The organism is Paenibacillus sp. FSL K6-0108 (assembly GCF_045040695.1).
GTDB lineage: Bacteria > Bacillota > Bacilli > Paenibacillales > Paenibacillaceae > Paenibacillus > Paenibacillus pabuli_B.
In genome coordinates, this window is sequence record NZ_CP150288.1 from 960,203 (window position 1) to 978,178 (window position 17,976).

At 45.1% G+C, this 17,976-nt stretch carries 12 protein-coding genes; 8 read left to right on the forward strand and 4 right to left on the reverse strand.

Annotated features, from left to right (window positions below):
* Nucleotides 1–18 precede the first annotated feature (18 nt).
* A complete protein-coding gene (locus MHB49_RS04610) occupies nt 19–609 on the forward strand; it encodes a TetR/AcrR family transcriptional regulator (protein ID WP_405155201.1) in 591 nt (196 codons plus the stop codon).
* A gap of 118 nt (nt 610–727) precedes the next feature.
* On the opposite strand, the gene MHB49_RS04615 is transcribed toward MHB49_RS04610, so the two are convergent.
* Nucleotides 728–2,593, reverse strand: coding sequence for a leucine-rich repeat domain-containing protein (locus tag MHB49_RS04615; protein ID WP_405155202.1), 1,866 nt, complete (start codon nt 2,591–2,593; stop codon nt 728–730).
* A 176-nt stretch (nt 2,594–2,769) separates the two neighbouring features.
* Nucleotides 2,770–3,651 (reverse strand): GNAT family N-acetyltransferase, encoded by an 882-nt coding sequence (locus MHB49_RS04620; RefSeq protein WP_405155203.1) that lies wholly within the window; start codon nt 3,649–3,651, stop codon nt 2,770–2,772.
* Nucleotides 3,652–4,124: 473 nt separating this feature from the next.
* On the opposite strand from MHB49_RS04620, the gene MHB49_RS04625 reads away from it, so the two are divergent.
* The 3 genes from MHB49_RS04625 (at nt 4,125) to MHB49_RS04635 (ending at nt 11,499) form a co-directional block, all read left to right on the forward strand.
* Nucleotides 4,125–8,591: an endo-1,4-beta-xylanase gene (locus MHB49_RS04625; protein ID WP_405155204.1), complete on the forward strand. Its 4,467-nt coding sequence runs from the start codon at nt 4,125–4,127 to the stop codon at nt 8,589–8,591.
* A 333-nt stretch (nt 8,592–8,924) separates the two neighbouring features.
* The gene (cysD, locus tag MHB49_RS04630) at nt 8,925–9,824 is read left to right on the forward strand and encodes a sulfate adenylyltransferase subunit CysD (protein WP_405155205.1); all 900 of its coding nucleotides are present in this window, start codon (nt 8,925–8,927) and stop codon (nt 9,822–9,824) included.
* A gap of 1 nt (nt 9,825) precedes the next feature.
* On the forward strand, nt 9,826–11,499 hold the full coding sequence (locus MHB49_RS04635; RefSeq protein WP_405155206.1) for a GTP-binding protein: 1,674 nt from the start codon (nt 9,826–9,828) through the stop codon (nt 11,497–11,499).
* A gap of 219 nt (nt 11,500–11,718) precedes the next feature.
* On the opposite strand, the gene MHB49_RS04640 is transcribed toward MHB49_RS04635, so the two are convergent.
* Nucleotides 11,719–11,925, reverse strand: coding sequence for a DUF2536 family protein (locus tag MHB49_RS04640; RefSeq protein ID WP_405155207.1), 207 nt, complete (start codon nt 11,923–11,925; stop codon nt 11,719–11,721).
* A 545-nt stretch (nt 11,926–12,470) separates the two neighbouring features.
* On the opposite strand from MHB49_RS04640, the gene MHB49_RS04645 reads away from it, so the two are divergent.
* From MHB49_RS04645 to MHB49_RS04655, 3 genes are all read left to right on the forward strand, one after another.
* On the forward strand, nt 12,471–13,460 hold the full coding sequence (locus MHB49_RS04645) for a tRNA dihydrouridine synthase (protein WP_405155208.1): 990 nt from the start codon (nt 12,471–12,473) through the stop codon (nt 13,458–13,460).
* A gap of 172 nt (nt 13,461–13,632) precedes the next feature.
* Nucleotides 13,633–14,199, forward strand: a complete 567-nt coding sequence (locus MHB49_RS04650; RefSeq protein ID WP_405155209.1) for a hypothetical protein — start codon at nt 13,633–13,635, stop codon at nt 14,197–14,199.
* A 240-nt stretch (nt 14,200–14,439) separates the two neighbouring features.
* A complete protein-coding gene (locus tag MHB49_RS04655) occupies nt 14,440–15,600 on the forward strand; it encodes a cobalamin-independent methionine synthase II family protein (RefSeq protein WP_405155210.1) in 1,161 nt (386 codons plus the stop codon).
* A 94-nt stretch (nt 15,601–15,694) separates the two neighbouring features.
* On the opposite strand, the gene MHB49_RS04660 is transcribed toward MHB49_RS04655, so the two are convergent.
* The gene (locus tag MHB49_RS04660) at nt 15,695–16,183 is read right to left on the reverse strand and encodes a hypothetical protein (RefSeq protein WP_405155211.1); all 489 of its coding nucleotides are present in this window, start codon (nt 16,181–16,183) and stop codon (nt 15,695–15,697) included.
* 297 nt (nt 16,184–16,480) lie between these two features.
* Here MHB49_RS04660 and MHB49_RS04665 point away from each other — a divergent pair, with 297 nt between their 5' ends.
* Nucleotides 16,481–17,557 carry a glycosyltransferase gene (locus MHB49_RS04665; RefSeq protein WP_405155212.1) on the forward strand — a complete coding sequence of 359 codons (1,077 nt, stop codon included), beginning with the start codon at nt 16,481–16,483 and terminating at the stop codon, nt 17,555–17,557.
* Nucleotides 17,558–17,976: the final 419 nt, after the last annotated feature.

Here is a 17,976-nt window from a genome sequence, read left to right on the forward strand (position 1 = left end):
AGCAAACGGAGGCAAATAATGAAAAAGCAACCTGAAATTACGGACAAAACAAGGCAGACATTTATAAATGTATTCTGCGATTTATATAGCCAAAAACCCATCGAAAAAATATCTATTCAAGAGATTGCTAACCAATCAGGATATAATCGCAGTACATTTTATCAATACTTTACAGATATCTATGAGTTGTTGGACTGCGTTGAAGAGCGTGTTTTGAAATCCATTAACGAGGAAATGGCAGGCAGAGAGTTTTCTACACATACGTTCCAGGATGCACTTCAATGCTTGGAAAATGCAGAGGACATTTCAGTTCTGAAAGCCCTCTTGGGCGACTATGGTTCTGTTCATTTTGTGGAACGCTTGAAAAGAGAAATTCCCTTTGAGCGATTGATTGTGGATTTTCCAACGGATGATGCCTTGGCACCATACATCATCGAGTTTTACATTTCAACATTAATATCTATGTTTCGTCTTTGGATACGCAACGACAAAGATCTATCGTCAGAAGAATTGGTCAAGCTGATCGATAGCCTATTTGCAAAGGGGATAACACCGTATCATATCTTTGGCGCGGTCAATCCGAAGCGCTCTGATCCGAATAAAAAGTAAAGGGACGAGGAGAAGGAGAATGAGGGCCTGACAGAGAAAAACAGTAAAGAGGAGCATCTGCTCCTCTTTACTTCATTAATTATAGTAGTCTAAAAATCCCCATCATCCCACGAGATAATCAATATACGTGCACACCCGAACCAAGCACGGATTTGTTTTGTACGGAATTACCGGTTAGATATACCTTTTGCAGATTAGGCAGCTGGCTTAGGGTCTCGATATTGGAAATGGCATTGTTCTCGAGATGAAGCTCTTCTATGGCCTGCCAGTTACTCATAAATTCGAGAGAAGCCAAATTGCTGTCTTGCAGAGTGAAGGAACGCAGAGCGGACATTTTGGCAAAGTAAGGCATCATTTGGTCAACTTCATTGACCGAGGTGTTGTTTATGCTGAAATATGGCTGCTCTAAGGTCAAATGTTCAAGCACGCTGTTTTCCGCGGCCACCTTTTGTTCAAAGTTCAGCCTGCACTCGGAGCACATCAGAGATTTGACCTGCTTCAAACGAAATAAAGCATCGCTCTCCTTATATAGTGACGAGTCGTAAATGCTTAGGGCCTCTAGGCTGGACAAGCCGTCCAGGGCGCCAAGGCCCGTTACTTCACTGACCTCCGAGAGGGAGAGTTGCTTAAGTTTCGGGAATTTCCCCAGCGCCGCCAAATTCAATTCTCCACTTCCGCCACGGAGCGTCAGGCTGGTTGCGGAGGGCGCTTTCAGCCCAGGGAGAAAGGAGCTCGGAATTTCCACTCGCTCTACTTTAGGCAGTGTCAGCACTTCTGCATTCTCGTAATAACCGGACAGCGCTAAATCTCGCAGCGAGGAGAGGCTGTTGATGGGTTTGACCGAGCTGAGCTTGCTTAAAGAAGCCAGGCGTAGTTTCGTGATGGAAGTCTTGTCGGTCAGACGCTCCAGACTGGAGAAGTTTACATTTTCAATATCTAACGTTTGTAGAGCAGGCATATTTTGCACAAAGTCGATGGACTTTACGTTGGTTAAATAAGAAAGCCGGAGCTCTTGAAGCTGAGTTAAGGCGTACAGCGGCTGCAGATCTGTGGCTTCACTGTAATTGATGGACAGGGAGGTCAGCCCGGTCATGGACGACAACCATCCGAGTTCATCGACAAAGGTGAGCGACAGGGACTTGAGCGGCAGTTTATTCAACAGAAAGAAATCCGTTACAGACTCATCCACATAGGTAATGGATAAAGAGCTCAGATTAGGAAATTCCAGCAGTAGGGCCAATTCCTGATTGCTGCGAAGCTGGGTGGAAAGCTCCGTAACTTTGGACTTGTCACCAAAGAAGTCCGAAAACGTGCTGAAAGATTCGTTAAAAGCGCCACCATAACTTTTTAATCCGGACATATGAGCAAACGTGGTTTGGTTCGACTGGGAGATTTCATAGGTATTCGTCAGGTCCAAAGCCGTCAGTCCCTTAAAAGCTTCAAAATCTCGCTGATCGATCTCCTGAGTATTCAGTTTCTTGTCCTGAGTAACATACGTGATCTTCTCGGCCTGTTCGTCGCTGAAGGGGTCGGAGAGGCTATATGTAAACTTCCATTGATCATTCTCCGAATGCTCTACGGTTAAATAGCGAAGGCGAGCCAATTCCTCCTCTGTCGGCAAGGCAGACCCTTTATCGAAGATATCTCGCAAAAAGGAGAGCAGAACCTCGCTCTCAGGCATCTTCCGCACAGGCAGATTGGCTTCTGCTTGGGGATGAGTGGAGCTGACGCTGTAATAAAAATATGTACCGATGGCGCCGGTTAAGAGCAGCATCAATATCAGCACCAGCCTTGCAGAGACGTTCAGCTTCGGTGCTGTTTTTGGGGGCGTTCCGTGGTAGTGATTAATGGTCTGGTCCACGTAATAGACATGATTTTGCTTCAATAAAAGCTCTGTTTCACAATAGGGACACTTTAATATCTCACCCTCTTTGTATTCAATTCTTCCGTTGCAATTGGGACAGTTTAACGGGATAAAAGCCACGAATGTCCCCTCCTTCATTATGATGGTCATAAGATCATGCTGAACGGTCATCTGACTTCATTATACCTTGTGAATTTACGTTTGATGAGAGAAAGAAGTTTCACATAGCGAAGGAGCAGGGAAATCCTGCTCCTCTTTGATCTTTTAGCTAGAGGTGGGCATTATTACATAAGTCATTAAGCGATCGAAGTAATCGGATGTTTAACTTGCACAGGGTAGAGATGATCACCAGGGGTTCTTACAAATAAACCGTCATTGGTGAGGGTACTTTTTAGAACGAGATGTTCTGCTGCATCTGGTGTGAAATGGAAGGTTATTTTCTCCGTATTCTCATCTGCAATCTGATGTAAAATATCTGTCATATGGATTTCGTTTAAACAAATAACATCGAAGAGGTTAATATTATTGTCTTCCCTCTGATAAATCATGATGGCGTTTTCATTTTCCAAGTGATAAATATCGTTACTGAACACATTCAGGCAGTAAAACATGAGTATGCCTTGAGTCTGGGCGGTTCCGAAATGTTGCGAAACAGGCAGCCTTTCGGATGCAAATTTAAGGATAAGGCGTAAATCCTCCGCGTTAGTAACATCGAGTTTCCGAAGGTTCGCAGGCTCGGGTGATTTTTTTGCCGTATAATCCATTGAAAAAAGATGTTCTTCCACCGGTTTAAAACCAAACTTGGGGTAAAAATCAAGCACCGATTCATTGGCAAAAAGGTACATGAGATCGTACTTGTTGTCGTATTCCTCTAAAATCTTGTTCATTAAACGAGTGGATAGTCCTTTTCCTCGATAATCGGGATGTGTCATCACCGTGCCGATTTGAATCGCTTTTTTCTTCTCCCCGTGAATGATGAGCTCAAGGATGTTAACAGAAGCGTTCGCAATAACCTGGTCTCCATCTACTAATGAAAAAGGTATGTATCGTTCTCCCCAAAACCCTTGTTGGTACCAATTTTCAAATTTTATATCAAAAGTGTTAGCAGCAAGTTCGAAGAAACTCTTTCGAAGGACTTCATTGTTTTTATAATCCTTCTTAAATATAAATTCCTGCATTGTATGTTCCCCCTTAATCCTCAAAAGTGATTGTCTGTATATTAATGGTATTATCCTTTACTTCTACCGGTTTAACAAGCATCGAATTCACGGAAACGCCGTATACCTGACACCTGTTCAATAGCGCCAAGTGGTGCTAATTAAATGTGGTTTTTATGTATTTGATAGAGATTTATCATGATATTTGAACATAACAATAACAATAACAATTTCGTTTCTAGTAATGAACAACGTTCAACTTATATAGATTCTCGAATCAATCTGCCGCGGCCTGATCAGAGGAACGAAGAGCTTATCCGTCCCCGTATCACACTTTGCATATATATGAAAAAAACTAAGATTCCCCTTTAATTTGGAGTAAGATTTCTCTTCCATGAAGTGGTATTATCTGGGTGAAAGGAGGCTGGCTACTGCAAAATATGTAAGCGCTTTATATGGTTGACGAAAAATTTGGTGTGGGGGGAATGCTTCGAATGAGGAAATCATTTAAGCAGGTCGTTTCCGGGTTACTCGCAGCGGCTCTGCTTCTTCCGGGCGGCTTGATAGCTCCGACAGTTAATGCTGCAGATCTAGTGGCAACTAATTCACAAATTGTGTATCAGGAAACATTCCAGAATGGTCAAGGCAAGGCAACTCAATCAGGCGGTGCCCAGCTGGACGCTGTAACAGGCAAGCCGTTTGAAGGCAATGATGATGGAGCGGCTCTACATGTTAGTAATCGATCTAATAACTGGGATGGCGTGGACCTCGCTTTTGATGACCTTGGTTTGTCAGTTGGCAAAGAGTATTCTGTAACCGCTTCCGTTTATGTTGATACTGATGCTAACCCACCTGTAGACGTGAAAGCCGTTCTGGAAATTGTAAGCAATAAGGGCGTTGATGGATCTGAGGCATACACTGGAATTAGCTCTGCTGACTTTAAAGCAGGACAAGGCATTACGCTATCCGCCAATCTCTCCGTTAACAGTGTGGAAAATACAGCTCTGCGGATTAAATCGAATGATGCCGGGAAAACAGTCCAATTTTATATCGGGGATATCACGATCACCCAGACAGCAGCACCTGTCGAATCCACGGTAGTCCTTAACCAAAGTTTTGAAGACGGGAATACCGGTGGATGGGGCAAACTGGGTTGGGGATCGAATGGGGACACTGCGGTCGTTAACGACGTAGCCTCCGAAGGCACGAAATCTCTGAAGTTCTTTAACCGGGCCGATGAGAAAGCCGTCCCTGCCCTCGTACTTACAGGCAAGATGAAATCCGACCGTAAGTATGATATTTCCCTCAAGGTTAAACTCAGTTCAGGTGAAGGCCAGTTCCATCTGGCTTCCAAGATAGACTCTGAAATCTTAGCGGAGAAGTATCCATGGCTTATAGGCAACAAACTTGTAACCGCTTCCGAATGGACGCTATTTGAAACCAAAGGCTATGAAGTTCCTTCTAGAACGAATGAGGTCATCATCTACGTTGAACCATCGGACAATACGTTAACCTCGGATATATACATTGATGAAGTCATGATCACCGATGTAACCCCTGATCAAACCACACCAGAGATTGTAGATAAAACAGGCATCGCTGCTGATTTTGAGAATGGCCTGGATGGATTCAAAGCACGGAACGGCCGTGAAACGGTAGCTCTTTCCCAAGACGATAATCATACATCTGGCGGCAAGCAAAGCTTGCTTGTGACAACTACGACACAATATGATGCAGCCTTGGTTAATGCTGATGGCAAAATGGCAAAGAATCACGAATATGAGCTGTCTGCTTGGGTGAAAATGGCACCTGGCGAAGCGCCTACAACCCTTCGAATTAGTGTTCAATATGCTGACAGCGGCTTTGCGAACGTTTCACCAAATGCAACCGTTACCGATCAGGAATGGGTACACTTAACGGGTAAGTATACGCTCACCACTACTCCAAGCGTACTTAATGCTTACATTGAAACAGCAAACAATGACGGCGGCAACCGTACCTTTTTCTTGGATGACTTTGCTCTAAAATATGTGGGACCTGTAGCTGCCGCACCTCCGATCCAAGAAAATCTTCCTAACCTCAAAGATATTTACGAGGATGATTTCCTGATCGGTAACATTGTTAATCCGGCGACCTTTGACGAGACCCGGCTCAAGCTGCTGACGAAGCATCACAATGTTGTCACGTTTGAGAATGATATGAAGCCGGATTATGCATACAACGCGAACAGACAATTTGATTTCACCGCAGAAGATGCTCTTGTCCAAAGAGTAAAGGATGCAGGCCTTGATTTGCACGGTCACGTGCTCGTATGGCATGCGCAGTCACCTACCTGGCTTCATACGGCAGAGAGCGGTAAACCATTGAGCCGTGAAGAAGCTCTGACGAACCTGAGAACACATGTTAAAACGGTCGTTGAACACTTTGGTGACCAAGTCATTTCCTGGGACGTTGTCAACGAAGCCATGAACGATAACCCGGCTAATCCGGAAAACTGGAAAAATGCATTGCGTAATTCAGGCTGGTTACAGGCCATCGGCCCTGATTTTCTTGAGCAGGCATTCCTTGCAGCCAAAGAAGTAATTGATGAAAACGGCTGGGATATCAAGCTTTATTACAATGACTACAACGATGACAACCAGAATAAATCTACAGCCATCTACAGCATGGTGAAAGAGATCAATGAGAAGTACGCCGCCAATCACCCTGGCGAGAAATTGATTGATGGCATTGGCATGCAAGCCCACTACAATTTGGGCACGAGATTGGACAATGTCAAGATGTCGCTCGAACGTTTCATTTCCTTGGGAGTAGAAGTGAGTGTCACTGAGTTGGACATTATGGCAGGCACCAATTCTTCAATGACTGAAAAAGAAGCAAAACAGCAGGCCTTTCTGTATGCCCAATTGATGGATCTCTATAAGAAGAACAGCGAGCATATTCCGCGTGTCACCTTCTGGGGATTAAATGATGGCACCAGCTGGAGAGCCGAGCAGAATCCAACCTTGTTTGACAAAAATTTTCAAGCTAAAGAGGCATTCTACGGGGTCGTTGATCCTGGGAAGTACATGGCGGAAAACCCTCCTGAAGAGCTTGATTACAAGAAATCAACCGCGCACTATGGGACACCAGCTATTGATGGTTCTGTAGACAGCATATGGAGCATAGCTCCTGAATTGAAACTGGATACGAAGCAAATGGCGTGGTCCGGTGCGACAGGAACGGCAAGAGTACTGTGGGATGACGACAATCTCTATGTGCTCGTTCAAGTCAGAGACGATCAACTGAACAAGTCGAATCCAAATGTATGGGAGCAGGATTCCGTCGAAGTATTCGTCGATGAAAATAACGGCAAAACGGCTAACTTCCAAGACGACGATGGACAATACAGAGTGAACTTCGAGAACATGGCTTCCTTTAATCCTGCGGAAATCGCTGCAGGCTTTGAATCCAAAGTCTCTGTTTCCGGTACCAACTACACGGTTGAAATGAAGATCCCGTTCAAAAAAGTTAAGCCTGCGAACAATGCCAAAGTCGGCTTTGATGCGCAGATCAATGATGCCAAAGATGGCAACAGAATCAGCGTGAACGCATGGAATGATCCATCCGGTCAAGGTTACCAGGATACTTCCGTATTCGGTGAATTGACGCTCACGGGCAAACCTTCTTCTGGTGGCAATAACGGTGGCGGTAACAACGGTGGAGGCAACAACAGCGGAGGGAATAATGGTGGCAGCAGTGGAGGATCGAACTCCGGGACTACTCCGCAACCTCAACCTCAACCTCAACCACAGCTTCCAGGCAGCGACTCGGCAATTGTGCCAGTAGTTAAAGTCGAAAATGGAACAGCGACAGCAACCATTTCGAGCGAGAGCCTGAATAAGGCCATTGAAAATGCTTCTCCAGGTGCAAATGGCAAGAAGCAGGTTACCATCGAAGTGCCGAAGCAATCCAATGCCCAATCCTATGTGGTGCAGCTGCCGACTTCGAGCCTGCAAAGCAATAATAATGTTGAGTTTGTGCTTAAGACGGACCATGCAACACTTCAAATTCCGTCCAACATGCTTTCTAATATTACGGAGCAAGCCGATCAAGTCTCTATTCAGATTAACAAAGTCTCGGCAGATCGCCTGAGCGCAGATGTTCGCGCTATTGTGGGCAGTCGTCCGGTGATCGATCTAAGTGTAAAAGCTGGTGACCGTCTCGTTGCCTGGAGCAATCCAGCGGCACCTGTAACGGTATCTGTTCCGTACACCCCTGCTGCACAGGAGCTTGCCAATGCACATCAAATCGTCATTCTTTACATTGACAAACAAGGACAGGCAGCAGCCGTGCCAAGCGGACGCTATGATGTTAAATCTGGCTCGATGGTGTTTAAAACAACTCATTTCAGCACCTATGCTGTAGCTTACGTAACCAAGTCTTTTGCCGATGTGCAAAACGTACTGTGGGCTAAACAAGCAGTCGAAGCGATGGCATCACGCGATATTATTAAAGGAATCTCTGATGACAGCTTCGCTCCTGCAGCTTCCATCACGAGAGCCGACTTTATTACCTTGCTTGTGAGAGCACTTGAATTGAAGGGCCAGGACACGAACACGGCAGCGTTCAGCGATGTCGAGCCAACCGCATACTATGCACAGGCCGTGGCTATTGCCAAAGAACTGGGGATTGCCTCTGGATTTGAAGACAACACATTCAAACCAAGCAGCAGCATTTCCCGTCAAGATATGATGGTTCTTACGGCGAAAGCCCTTAAAGCAGCTGGTAAGCCATCTGCCGGAAGCGGGAATCTGGCTCCTTATTCCGACGCTGCAAGCATTTCAACTTACGCGGTGGATAGTGTAACTTCCCTCGTAGGAAGCGGAATTGTCAACGGCAAAGATGGAAAAATTGCGCCAGGCGAACCATTGACCCGCGCTGAAGCAGCGGTGATTCTATCCCGCATCTGGAACATGTAAGTGATTGTAAAGGAGACTTTTGAAAAAACTAGGCAATTCATTAAAGCTGCTGTCTGTACTTTACAGGCAGCAGCTTTTTCGAAATTCCATGACCCTCGATCATGATTGTAATTTAGATCGTTAACCATCCGATTCCATTTGCAGCTCAGCAAAAATCATTCGTTTAGGCGATTTTATTTAGGAGGGAGCCGCTACTCAATGCTGAATATCGATGATCCAATACATAGACATCATAAATTTTACTTTTTCCACTTTGCAATAAAGATGGAATCTGATAGGATAAGTTAATAAATACGATGGTTTTAGTGAGGATTAAAAGGAGGCCGCCTTGCCATGCAAGAACTAACACATCTGGATCAACTTGAGGCTGAAGCGATATACATTATCAGAGAAGTAGCAGCGGAGTGCGAGAAACCGGTCATGTTGTATTCCATCGGCAAGGACAGCTCGGTCATGCTGCACTTGGCCCTAAAGGCTTTCTACCCCGAGAAGCCGCCATTCCCATTCATGCATATCGATACAACCTGGAAATTTAAGGAAATGATTGAGTTCCGCGACCGAAAGGCGAAGGAATTTGGTATCGAGATGATTGTGCACTCTAATGAAGAGGCTATTCAACAAGGAATCAACCCCTTCGACCATGGTTCCGCATATACCGACATTATGAAAACCACAGCCCTGAAGCAGGGATTGGACAAATACGGATTCACGGTTGCATTCGGTGGCGGAAGACGTGATGAGGAGAAGTCGCGTGCGAAGGAGCGGATTTTCTCGTTCCGGAACAAGAACCACTCGTGGGACCCGAAGAACCAACGTCCGGAAATGTGGAAGCTGTTCAACACGCGAATCAACAAGGGAGAGAGCATTCGAGTCTTTCCGCTGTCCAACTGGACTGAGAAGGATATCTGGCAATACATTCGTCGGGAGAACATCGATATCGTTCCGCTGTACTCCGCGGATGTAAGACCGATCGTTAATCGTGACGGGCATATCATCATGGTGGATGACGAGCGGTTGAAGCTTGAGCCTGGCGAGAAGATAGAGATGAAGAAGATTCGCTTCCGCACGTTGGGTTGTTACCCGCTCACGGGCGGAGTTGAGTCCGATGCCGTTACGCTGGATGAGATCATTGAGGAGACATTGGGTGCGTTATCTTCCGAACGGACCAGTCGGGTTATCGATCAAGAAGCGGCGGGAAGCATGGAACGACGCAAACGGGAGGGCTATTTCTAACATGAAGAGTCTACTTAAATTCATTACCTGCGGAAGTGTGGATGATGGCAAGTCCACGCTGATCGGACATATGCTCTATGAAGCCAAGCTGCTGTTCGCCGATCAAGAACGAGCTCTTGAGCTCGATAGTCGATTGGGAAGCCGAGGCGGCAAGATCGACTACTCGTTGCTCCTCGATGGTTTGCTGGCCGAACGCGAACAAGGGATTACCATTGATGTGGCATATCGTTATTTTACGACGTCTCATCGTTCCTTCATCGTGGCGGACACACCGGGACACGAAGAGTATACGCGCAACATGGCTGTAGGCGCTTCCTTTGCCGATCTAGCCATCATTCTGGTGGACGCTACCAAAGGCATCATTACCCAGACCAAACGTCATGCCCGGATCTGTGCACTGATGGGGATCAAGCATCTCGTATTGGCTGTGAACAAGATGGATCTGGTCGGCTTCGATCAGAGGACGTTCGAGGCGATCAAGGAAGAGTTCATCCAAACGACAGCCGAATTCCAAATCAAGAGCATTCAAGTCATTCCCGTGTCCGCTACGGAAGGGGACAACATCACAACCCAGTCGCCGAATGCTCCTTGGTACGAAGGGTTAGCTTTATTGCCGTATTTGGAAAATATAGATGTTCATACTACCGATGATACGAAGTCTTTCATGATGCCGGTTCAGCGTGTAAGCAGACCGGACCATACGTTCCGTGGGTTCCAGGGCCAGATCGAGGCTGGAAAGATTTCGGTCGGAGACGAACTCATGACTCTGCCAAGCCGGGAGAAAGCAAAGGTTAAGCGGATTTTGGTGACGGACCAAGTTCAGGATTCTGCTTATGCTGGCCAACCGGTTACGATACAACTGGACCGCGAAGTTGATGTTTCGCGGGGCTGCGTGCTTACGATGGACAATCAAGTCCAAGAAGCTGACAGCTTCGCTTCTACGATCCTGTGGATGGACGATTCCGTCCTGACTCCGGGCAAGCATTATTGGGTTAAGGTCGGAACGAAGACTCTTCCAGGCACTGTAACGGCGATTACCCATAAAATTGACATTAACACGGGCCATACCGTTCCGGCCGATCAAATTGTTAAGAACGAATTGGCCAAGTGTGAATTCACGCTGTCGGATCAGATCGTCTTCGATTCCTTTGAACACAATAAGAGCATCGGAGGTTTTATCCTCATTGATCGTGTCACCAACATGACGTCCGCTTGCGGGGTCATTGATCAAGCCCTGAAGGGAGACAGCCGATTTGCCACGCCGGATACGGGGATCACGAGAGAGGTTCGCGCCCAGCAGAAAGGACAATCTCCGCTCACGGTCTGGCTTGCTGGCTCGGATACGGTAGCTCTCGCAAAGGAAGTGGAGAAGCGACTAATGTCATCCGGTTACCATACGATGCTGCTTGAGAGCGTCAGTGGAGAATCGCTCCGCCGCACGGCGGAGATGGCAAAGGTGTTGAACGACGCCGGCCTGATCTCACTGGTATCTCATGATTCTATCAGTGCGGGCGAACTTGAGACAGCCCGAGAGATCATTGGGGGCAAAGGATTTATCGAAGTTAACGCGGACGAGATCGGCGGAATTTCCACCCAGGATGCCGCGAAATCCGTGGTTAAACGAGTTGTGCAATCCATTATCGATCACAGTCCTTCGAATAACTACGACATTTAATAAGCATGTCAGATACAGCGGTTGCCGATTAGGCAGCCGCTTGTTTGCTTAAGATTAATGAGCAGTTAAAAATCTTGGGAATTCATATGCAAGAGTCGGTGTAAATCAAAATTTTAAAGCACAAATTTGAAAAAAAGTATGATCACAAACAAAGCAAAAACCAGATTGAGCATAGATCAATCCGGTTTTTGCTGTTCCCATCAATTTACCTATACTCCATTAATCTGCGGCAAAATGCACGACTGCACTGTATAACATCTTGTTGCGAAGCGGGTCGAACGTCACTTGATGCTGGACCTGCTTCACTCGAAGCAGCAGTGCCTTGTTCATTCCGATTCGGTCCTCAATCGCCCTTTCCAGTTCATTGAAGTCATAAGCCTGCAGGCATTCGACTTTGTCTTTGATAATATCCAGTGAAATTTCCATGTTTGATTCAGGCCACCTTCATGTCACGATTTGCAGGTACAAAAGCCTGCCGAGCTTTAATTGTAGAGGAGCTTGTTCGGTTCGGCAAGAGCGTACAGCAAGAATAATCAGAACGATGGAGGCGGTTTGATTTCTATGCTGGGGGTGACAAAGCGGGAGTTGAGTTAGGCTTTGAGACATGACAAATAAACTCGTGCTGAAAATCAGCTTGAGACGTGATAAAATTAGAGAAAGGACAAATGGAGGACGGGGAAACCCGGATCCAGGTTCCATTGGGTAAATAGCCACGAGGGGCATCGCCCCTCTTTTTTATGCGAATCCATAGAAAAGCATTGCTTCGGTTCAGGTTAAAATGTATTCGTTTGGACGTAGCATTAACATATAATGCTGTTTGAACTACGTTGCCGTAACATGGTATAAGTGAAGATGGTGTAATTGAAGAAGCAGCAGTAACATTCGTACTAAATGGATGAACTAGGGAATGAACAGATATTTACTATTCTCGGGGCCATGTTGGTCCTGGTATATATAGAGGAGTTTTTAAGATGAAAGACAATTTTTGGCGTGAATTGCCACGACCATTTTTTATATTGGCACCGATGGAAGATGTAACAGATGTTGTGTTTCGCCATGTTGTGAGTGCAGCAGCCAGACCGGATGTTTTTTTTACGGAGTTTGCGAATACGGAGAGTTACTGTCACCCGGAGGGGAACAAAAGTGTACGCGGGCGTTTGACATTTACAGAGGATGAACAGCCCATGGTGGCTCATATCTGGGGAGATAAGCCGGAATTCTTCCGGGAAATGAGTATCGGTATGGCAGAAGAAGGCTTTAAAGGGATCGACATTAATATGGGTTGTCCTGTAGCCAATGTGGCGGAGAACGGGAAGGGCAGCGGTCTGATCTGTCGTCCCGAAATCGCAGCGGATATCATTCAGGCTGCGAAAGCCGGGGGACTGCCCGTAAGTGTAAAAACAAGACTTGGTTTCACTGAAGTAGACGAATGGCGCGACTGGTTGACCCATATTTTGCAGCAGGACATTGTGAATCTGTCTATCCATCTGCGCACAAGAGAAGAAATGAGCAAGGTAGACGCTCACTGGGAACTGATTCCGGAGATTAAAAAGCTTCGTGATGAGGTGGCACCTAATACACTGCTGACCATTAATGGGGATATCCCTGACCGTCAAACTGGGTTGAAGCTCGCTGAACAATATGGCGTGGATGGCATTATGATCGGGCGCGGTATTTTCCAGAATCCATATGCTTTTGAGAAAGAGCCGAAGGAACATAGCAGTGAGGAATTACTTGATCTGCTGCGGCTTCATCTGGATCTCTATGATCAATATTCGGCACAGGAGCCGCGTTCGTTCAGCCCGCTTGCCCGATTTTTCAAAATCTATGTCCGTGGATTCCGCGGGGCAAGTGAGCTGAGAAACAGCTTAATGAATGCCAAATCCACAAAGGAAGTGCGTACGCTGCTTGATGAGTTTGGAAGCAAGAATCATGATGAGGTTGAGGTACAAGGAAATTAAGATGCAGTAGGTTGGAGCAACAACAGACTAACCTTCGGGAAAACATGGCCGACTTGGCTGTGTTTTTTCTTTTGAAGATAACATAATAGAGGATAAGCACAGGTTATTGTATGATGGATTGTAGAGAAGCGCCCCAAATGGTGGTTATGAATATTGAACAAGGGAGAAATCAATGTCCTGGAGTAAATTGAAGCAAAATCTAGAGAGTTTCCTCTGTCCAGCGTTAGTAGGAAGGGTGGAATACCGATCAACCAGCTATCGCTATTCATCTGATCGACCAGGAAACTGTTACCTTGCCGTAGATAAGAAGAACATACTCAATATGAGTGACACAACAACCCCGATTCGGTGGTACCAGACGGAGCAGGAGATCAAGAACGATCCAAATATTGAAATTCCTGTGGATAACGAAGAGATTGAAGCGATTCGAAAAGAGAGCAAAGGAATTCCGGAGGATCGCCTGCAAGTCATTGCAAGAAGCAGAAAAATCTCTGTCCTGGCCAAAGAGCTTTTGTCAGCTCAGTCATCATTAAGCAAATCCAATTTTACGGTTGCAGCGACTACGTTTTTATCAAGACCTATAGAGGAAAGTCTGGAGAGTCAGGATATCTTGCTGAACATTCTGGCTTTGGTAGACAGACGCGTTGGCAAAAAGCGAATTTTGAACATGTCCGAGCAGATCAAGTTAAAGCATCCAGCTGTGCAGTATTTTTATGAAATACGGCGTAGGACGATGTGAAAATTAATAAAATTTAATGACGGGTCACCCTGTGTCAAGGGTGGCCCTACTAAATATTAGCTTAACAAGAGAAGATATGATCAAGTAGATTTCAACCTTCGTATGTTGGACAGTCTACTTTTTTTTATTGTTCAATTTTTATGCTATAGCTTTTAACTATAACTAGTTATGGTATTTAAGTATCTCAGCCAACCTCGTTCTGCATGATATGATAAGAGTATACAACGAGGGGGTTTTGACATGACTGATAAGTTTCAGATCGTAGGTAGTTTGTTGCGTCCTGAAGAGCTGCTGACATATAAAACACAAATTGAGCATCGTGATGATATCCAATATCCATTCTATGAAAACTTCGAAGGTTATGAGAAATGCGAGCATGAGGCAATTAAACAAGTTGTGAAGAAGGAAATTGAGCATGACCTGTCCATTATTACAGATGGCGAGTTCTCCAAATCGATGTGGCATCTGGATTTTGTGTGGGGCTTTGGTGGAGTGGAACGTTATATTGCAGACCATGGCTATTTTTTCCGTGATGTGGATGGATCTTCAAAATATGAAACACGTAAAGATATTGGCCTGCGCATAACGGGTGAATTAAGTGGTGAAAATCATCATTTTATTCAACTGTTCAAACAGCTGCAGGACACGGCGGGTGACCATCAAACGAAACTTTGCGTACCATCTCCCTCCCATATCTTTGGTGAACTTTCCTGGTCGGATAACATTGGCGGTACGGATGCTGTTTATCAGAACATTCAGGAGCTTAAAGCGGGTCTTGTGAAGGCGTATAAGGAATTTGTTAAGGAATTCGCTGCGGTAGGCGGTAAAATCCTGCAATTCGATGATTGCTTGTGGGAGCTGTTTGCAGACGACAACCCGAACTCTCCGTTTACAGGGGAGCATATTAATCAAGAGGAAGTACAGGGTCTCGCCACGGAATTTATTGATATTAATAATACCGTAATTGACTATGGTCACAGCCTGGGATTGAAAATGTGGACACACAACTGCCGCGGAAATTATGATTCTCGCAATATGGGTGGCGGATCTTATGCGAAAATCGCTAACCTGTTCCTGAAGCAGTTGAAATATGACCGTTTCTTCCTGGAGTGGGATGATGACCGTGCGGGTTCGATCGAAGCACTGGAAGTTTTCAAGGACAGACCTGAAACGGAAATCGTATTAGGATTGTTGTCATCCAAGACCAATACGCTTGATGATGAAGAGCGCGTAATCCGTTTGCTGGACGAAGCCTCCAAAATTATTGATAAGGATCGCCTGCTGCTTTCGCACCAATGCGGCTTTGCATCCTGCGATGGCGGTAACGAATTAAGCGAAGCTGAGCAATGGGCCAAAATTGATCAAGGACAAAAAATTGCCAAGCAGTACTGGGGTAATTAAAATGGTTTCCTGAGAAAACGAAAAAGGATGATTTGCAGGGTTCCAATAAGCCTGTGATTCATCCTTTTTTTTGTAAAGCTGATAAGTGACTAGGTTATTCTTTTGTATTAATTGCTTTAAACATTTGCTCCTCGTATTTCTGCACAAGATCGCTTTCTGGCTCAGTTACCTCTGTAAATACATTCTTCGTGTTATGATAGAAGGCTTCAGCAAAATCTCTGACAGCGGGAACATCATGATGCTCCAACACGATGGCCTGAAACATATTGCCGAGCATATATTCAGCATTGGAGCCATCACTGAGATATCTCAAGTTTAAAAATTCATTAAGAACATGGACCTTGAACTCTTCCATTTCTTCTAATGTTGCCTCGTATTCACTGGCAAGCTTCTCTGTGGCTTCCGCCTTTTTCGCTGGAGATTGCTGGTTGTTAGCCAGTTGATTAATCTGCACCTTCCAGGTGGTAGTATATAATTCGTCCACTGTTACCGCGGATGGAGTGGTGCTGTTTCCCCATGCATAGGACAACGTCATTGTATATGCATACATCAGGAAAGATAACATAAATATAATTTCCTTCATAATTTTCCCTCCATTGGATGTCTAATAGTTAGTATTCTATCAAACTTCCAGTTTGTATGTCATCTCAAACATCCGAATCAAATATTTACACGAGCATGGAGAGAGGAGAAATATCTGAGAATTAGAGGATTCACCCAATAGGTTCTGAGAGAAACTCGCATCAGAAGTAAGCAGCTCACAGTACATAAAGGGAATTATTTACTTTAAAGCAGGAAAGTGCTAGGATATGGTGGAAAATGTTAGAGAATGTATTGGATCATCCTTCAAAACGATGCAAACTCAAGGAGGCATCTGGTATTGAACATTATATTTGTGGTGGATATTTTGCTCAGTGGTCGAGGTGGAATGGAAACGGCACTTTCATTAATCTATCATGAGCTGAAACAAAGGCATAATGTCATCGTGATCTTGAGGGGGGCATCTGAAGATAACACTTGGGAAGAGGGCATCAGAACCATACCTTTGTCGCAAAAACTAAGTGATCTTATTCCACGGAATGTTCTGTTAAATATCTATTCGGCTGCCTTGGCCAAAGTAATGAAAGATCTGTTGCCGTTGGATATTATTGTATCCACAGGACCCACTGGGGTTAAAGCCGCAACGATGGCAGTTGAACGGTTAAATGTACAAGTGCCTGTGGTAAGCTGGCTGCACTTCAATCTGGATTTTTACTATAAATTCTTCGAAGATTTACGGGCTGCTGATGGACATTTGGCGATCAGTGAAGGAAATCTGAAGGATCTGCAATGTGTTTTTCCCGAAAAGCAAAACAAATTGGTCTATAATCCTGTGAAGTTCGATAACGTAACATATGTGAAAAGACCATCCTACCCTGTATTCTTGTATGTTGGAAGACTGGCCAAGGTGAAGAATGTGGACCATATTATGATGGCATTGGCACCTCTGCAACAGAATCATTTCGAACTCCATATCATTGGAGATGGGAAAGAATATAAATCGTTACTGGAATTGTCCAATCAATTGGGGATCGAGGATCGCATCGTTTGGCATGGCTGGCGGAAAGATCCGTGGGATGTGGTTGACAGCGCGAGTTCCCTCATTCTGGCTTCGGATATAGAACCGTTTGGATTGGTCCTGATTGAAGCACTTTCCAGAGGTATTCCTGTTATTTCCAGTAATTGCAAGTATGGTCCGAGAGAGATTGTGAACGCCAGCAATGGCTGGCTGTATGAACCGAATAATCTGGAGCAGCTGACTTCTATTTTGGGCGGTGTTATGGACGTTGGACAACCCTATCCATCACCTGAAGCCTGCAGAGAATCGGTGAGAACCTATGCCGTCCAGAGCATAGCAGAGCGCTTTGAACAAGCGTTGTTTGATATTTCGACGCATAGAGCAGCACAGCAGGAATGAACCGTTCACAAAGTATTCAAAATAAGTGTTGACACGAGAAATGAATGGAAGTATTCTAGAAAAAAATTCAATTTTATGTAATTTATTTCTGTGTACATCTTATGATATCATCCTCTTTTTTTCCTCTATCTGCATTCTCAACTAGACATGAAAGTACAAGCATTGTGCTGAACAAGTCTTTCACTTCAATCTTTCTTTCTTTCTTTCTTTCTTTCTTTCGAGCATTCCATTGTTTTGCTTCCTCTATGACTAAATATTTTAAATTGTATTTGCAAGCGCTTACCTTTAGTTGTTATGAGAGGAGGTGAACATATGACGAATTATAAAAAACCGACGTTTCGCAAACTGGAATCCGCGGCTATTGCCCAAGCAGCAAGCTGTGGTTGTGGCTGTGCATTCTCAGTTGGCGGCGGATATGG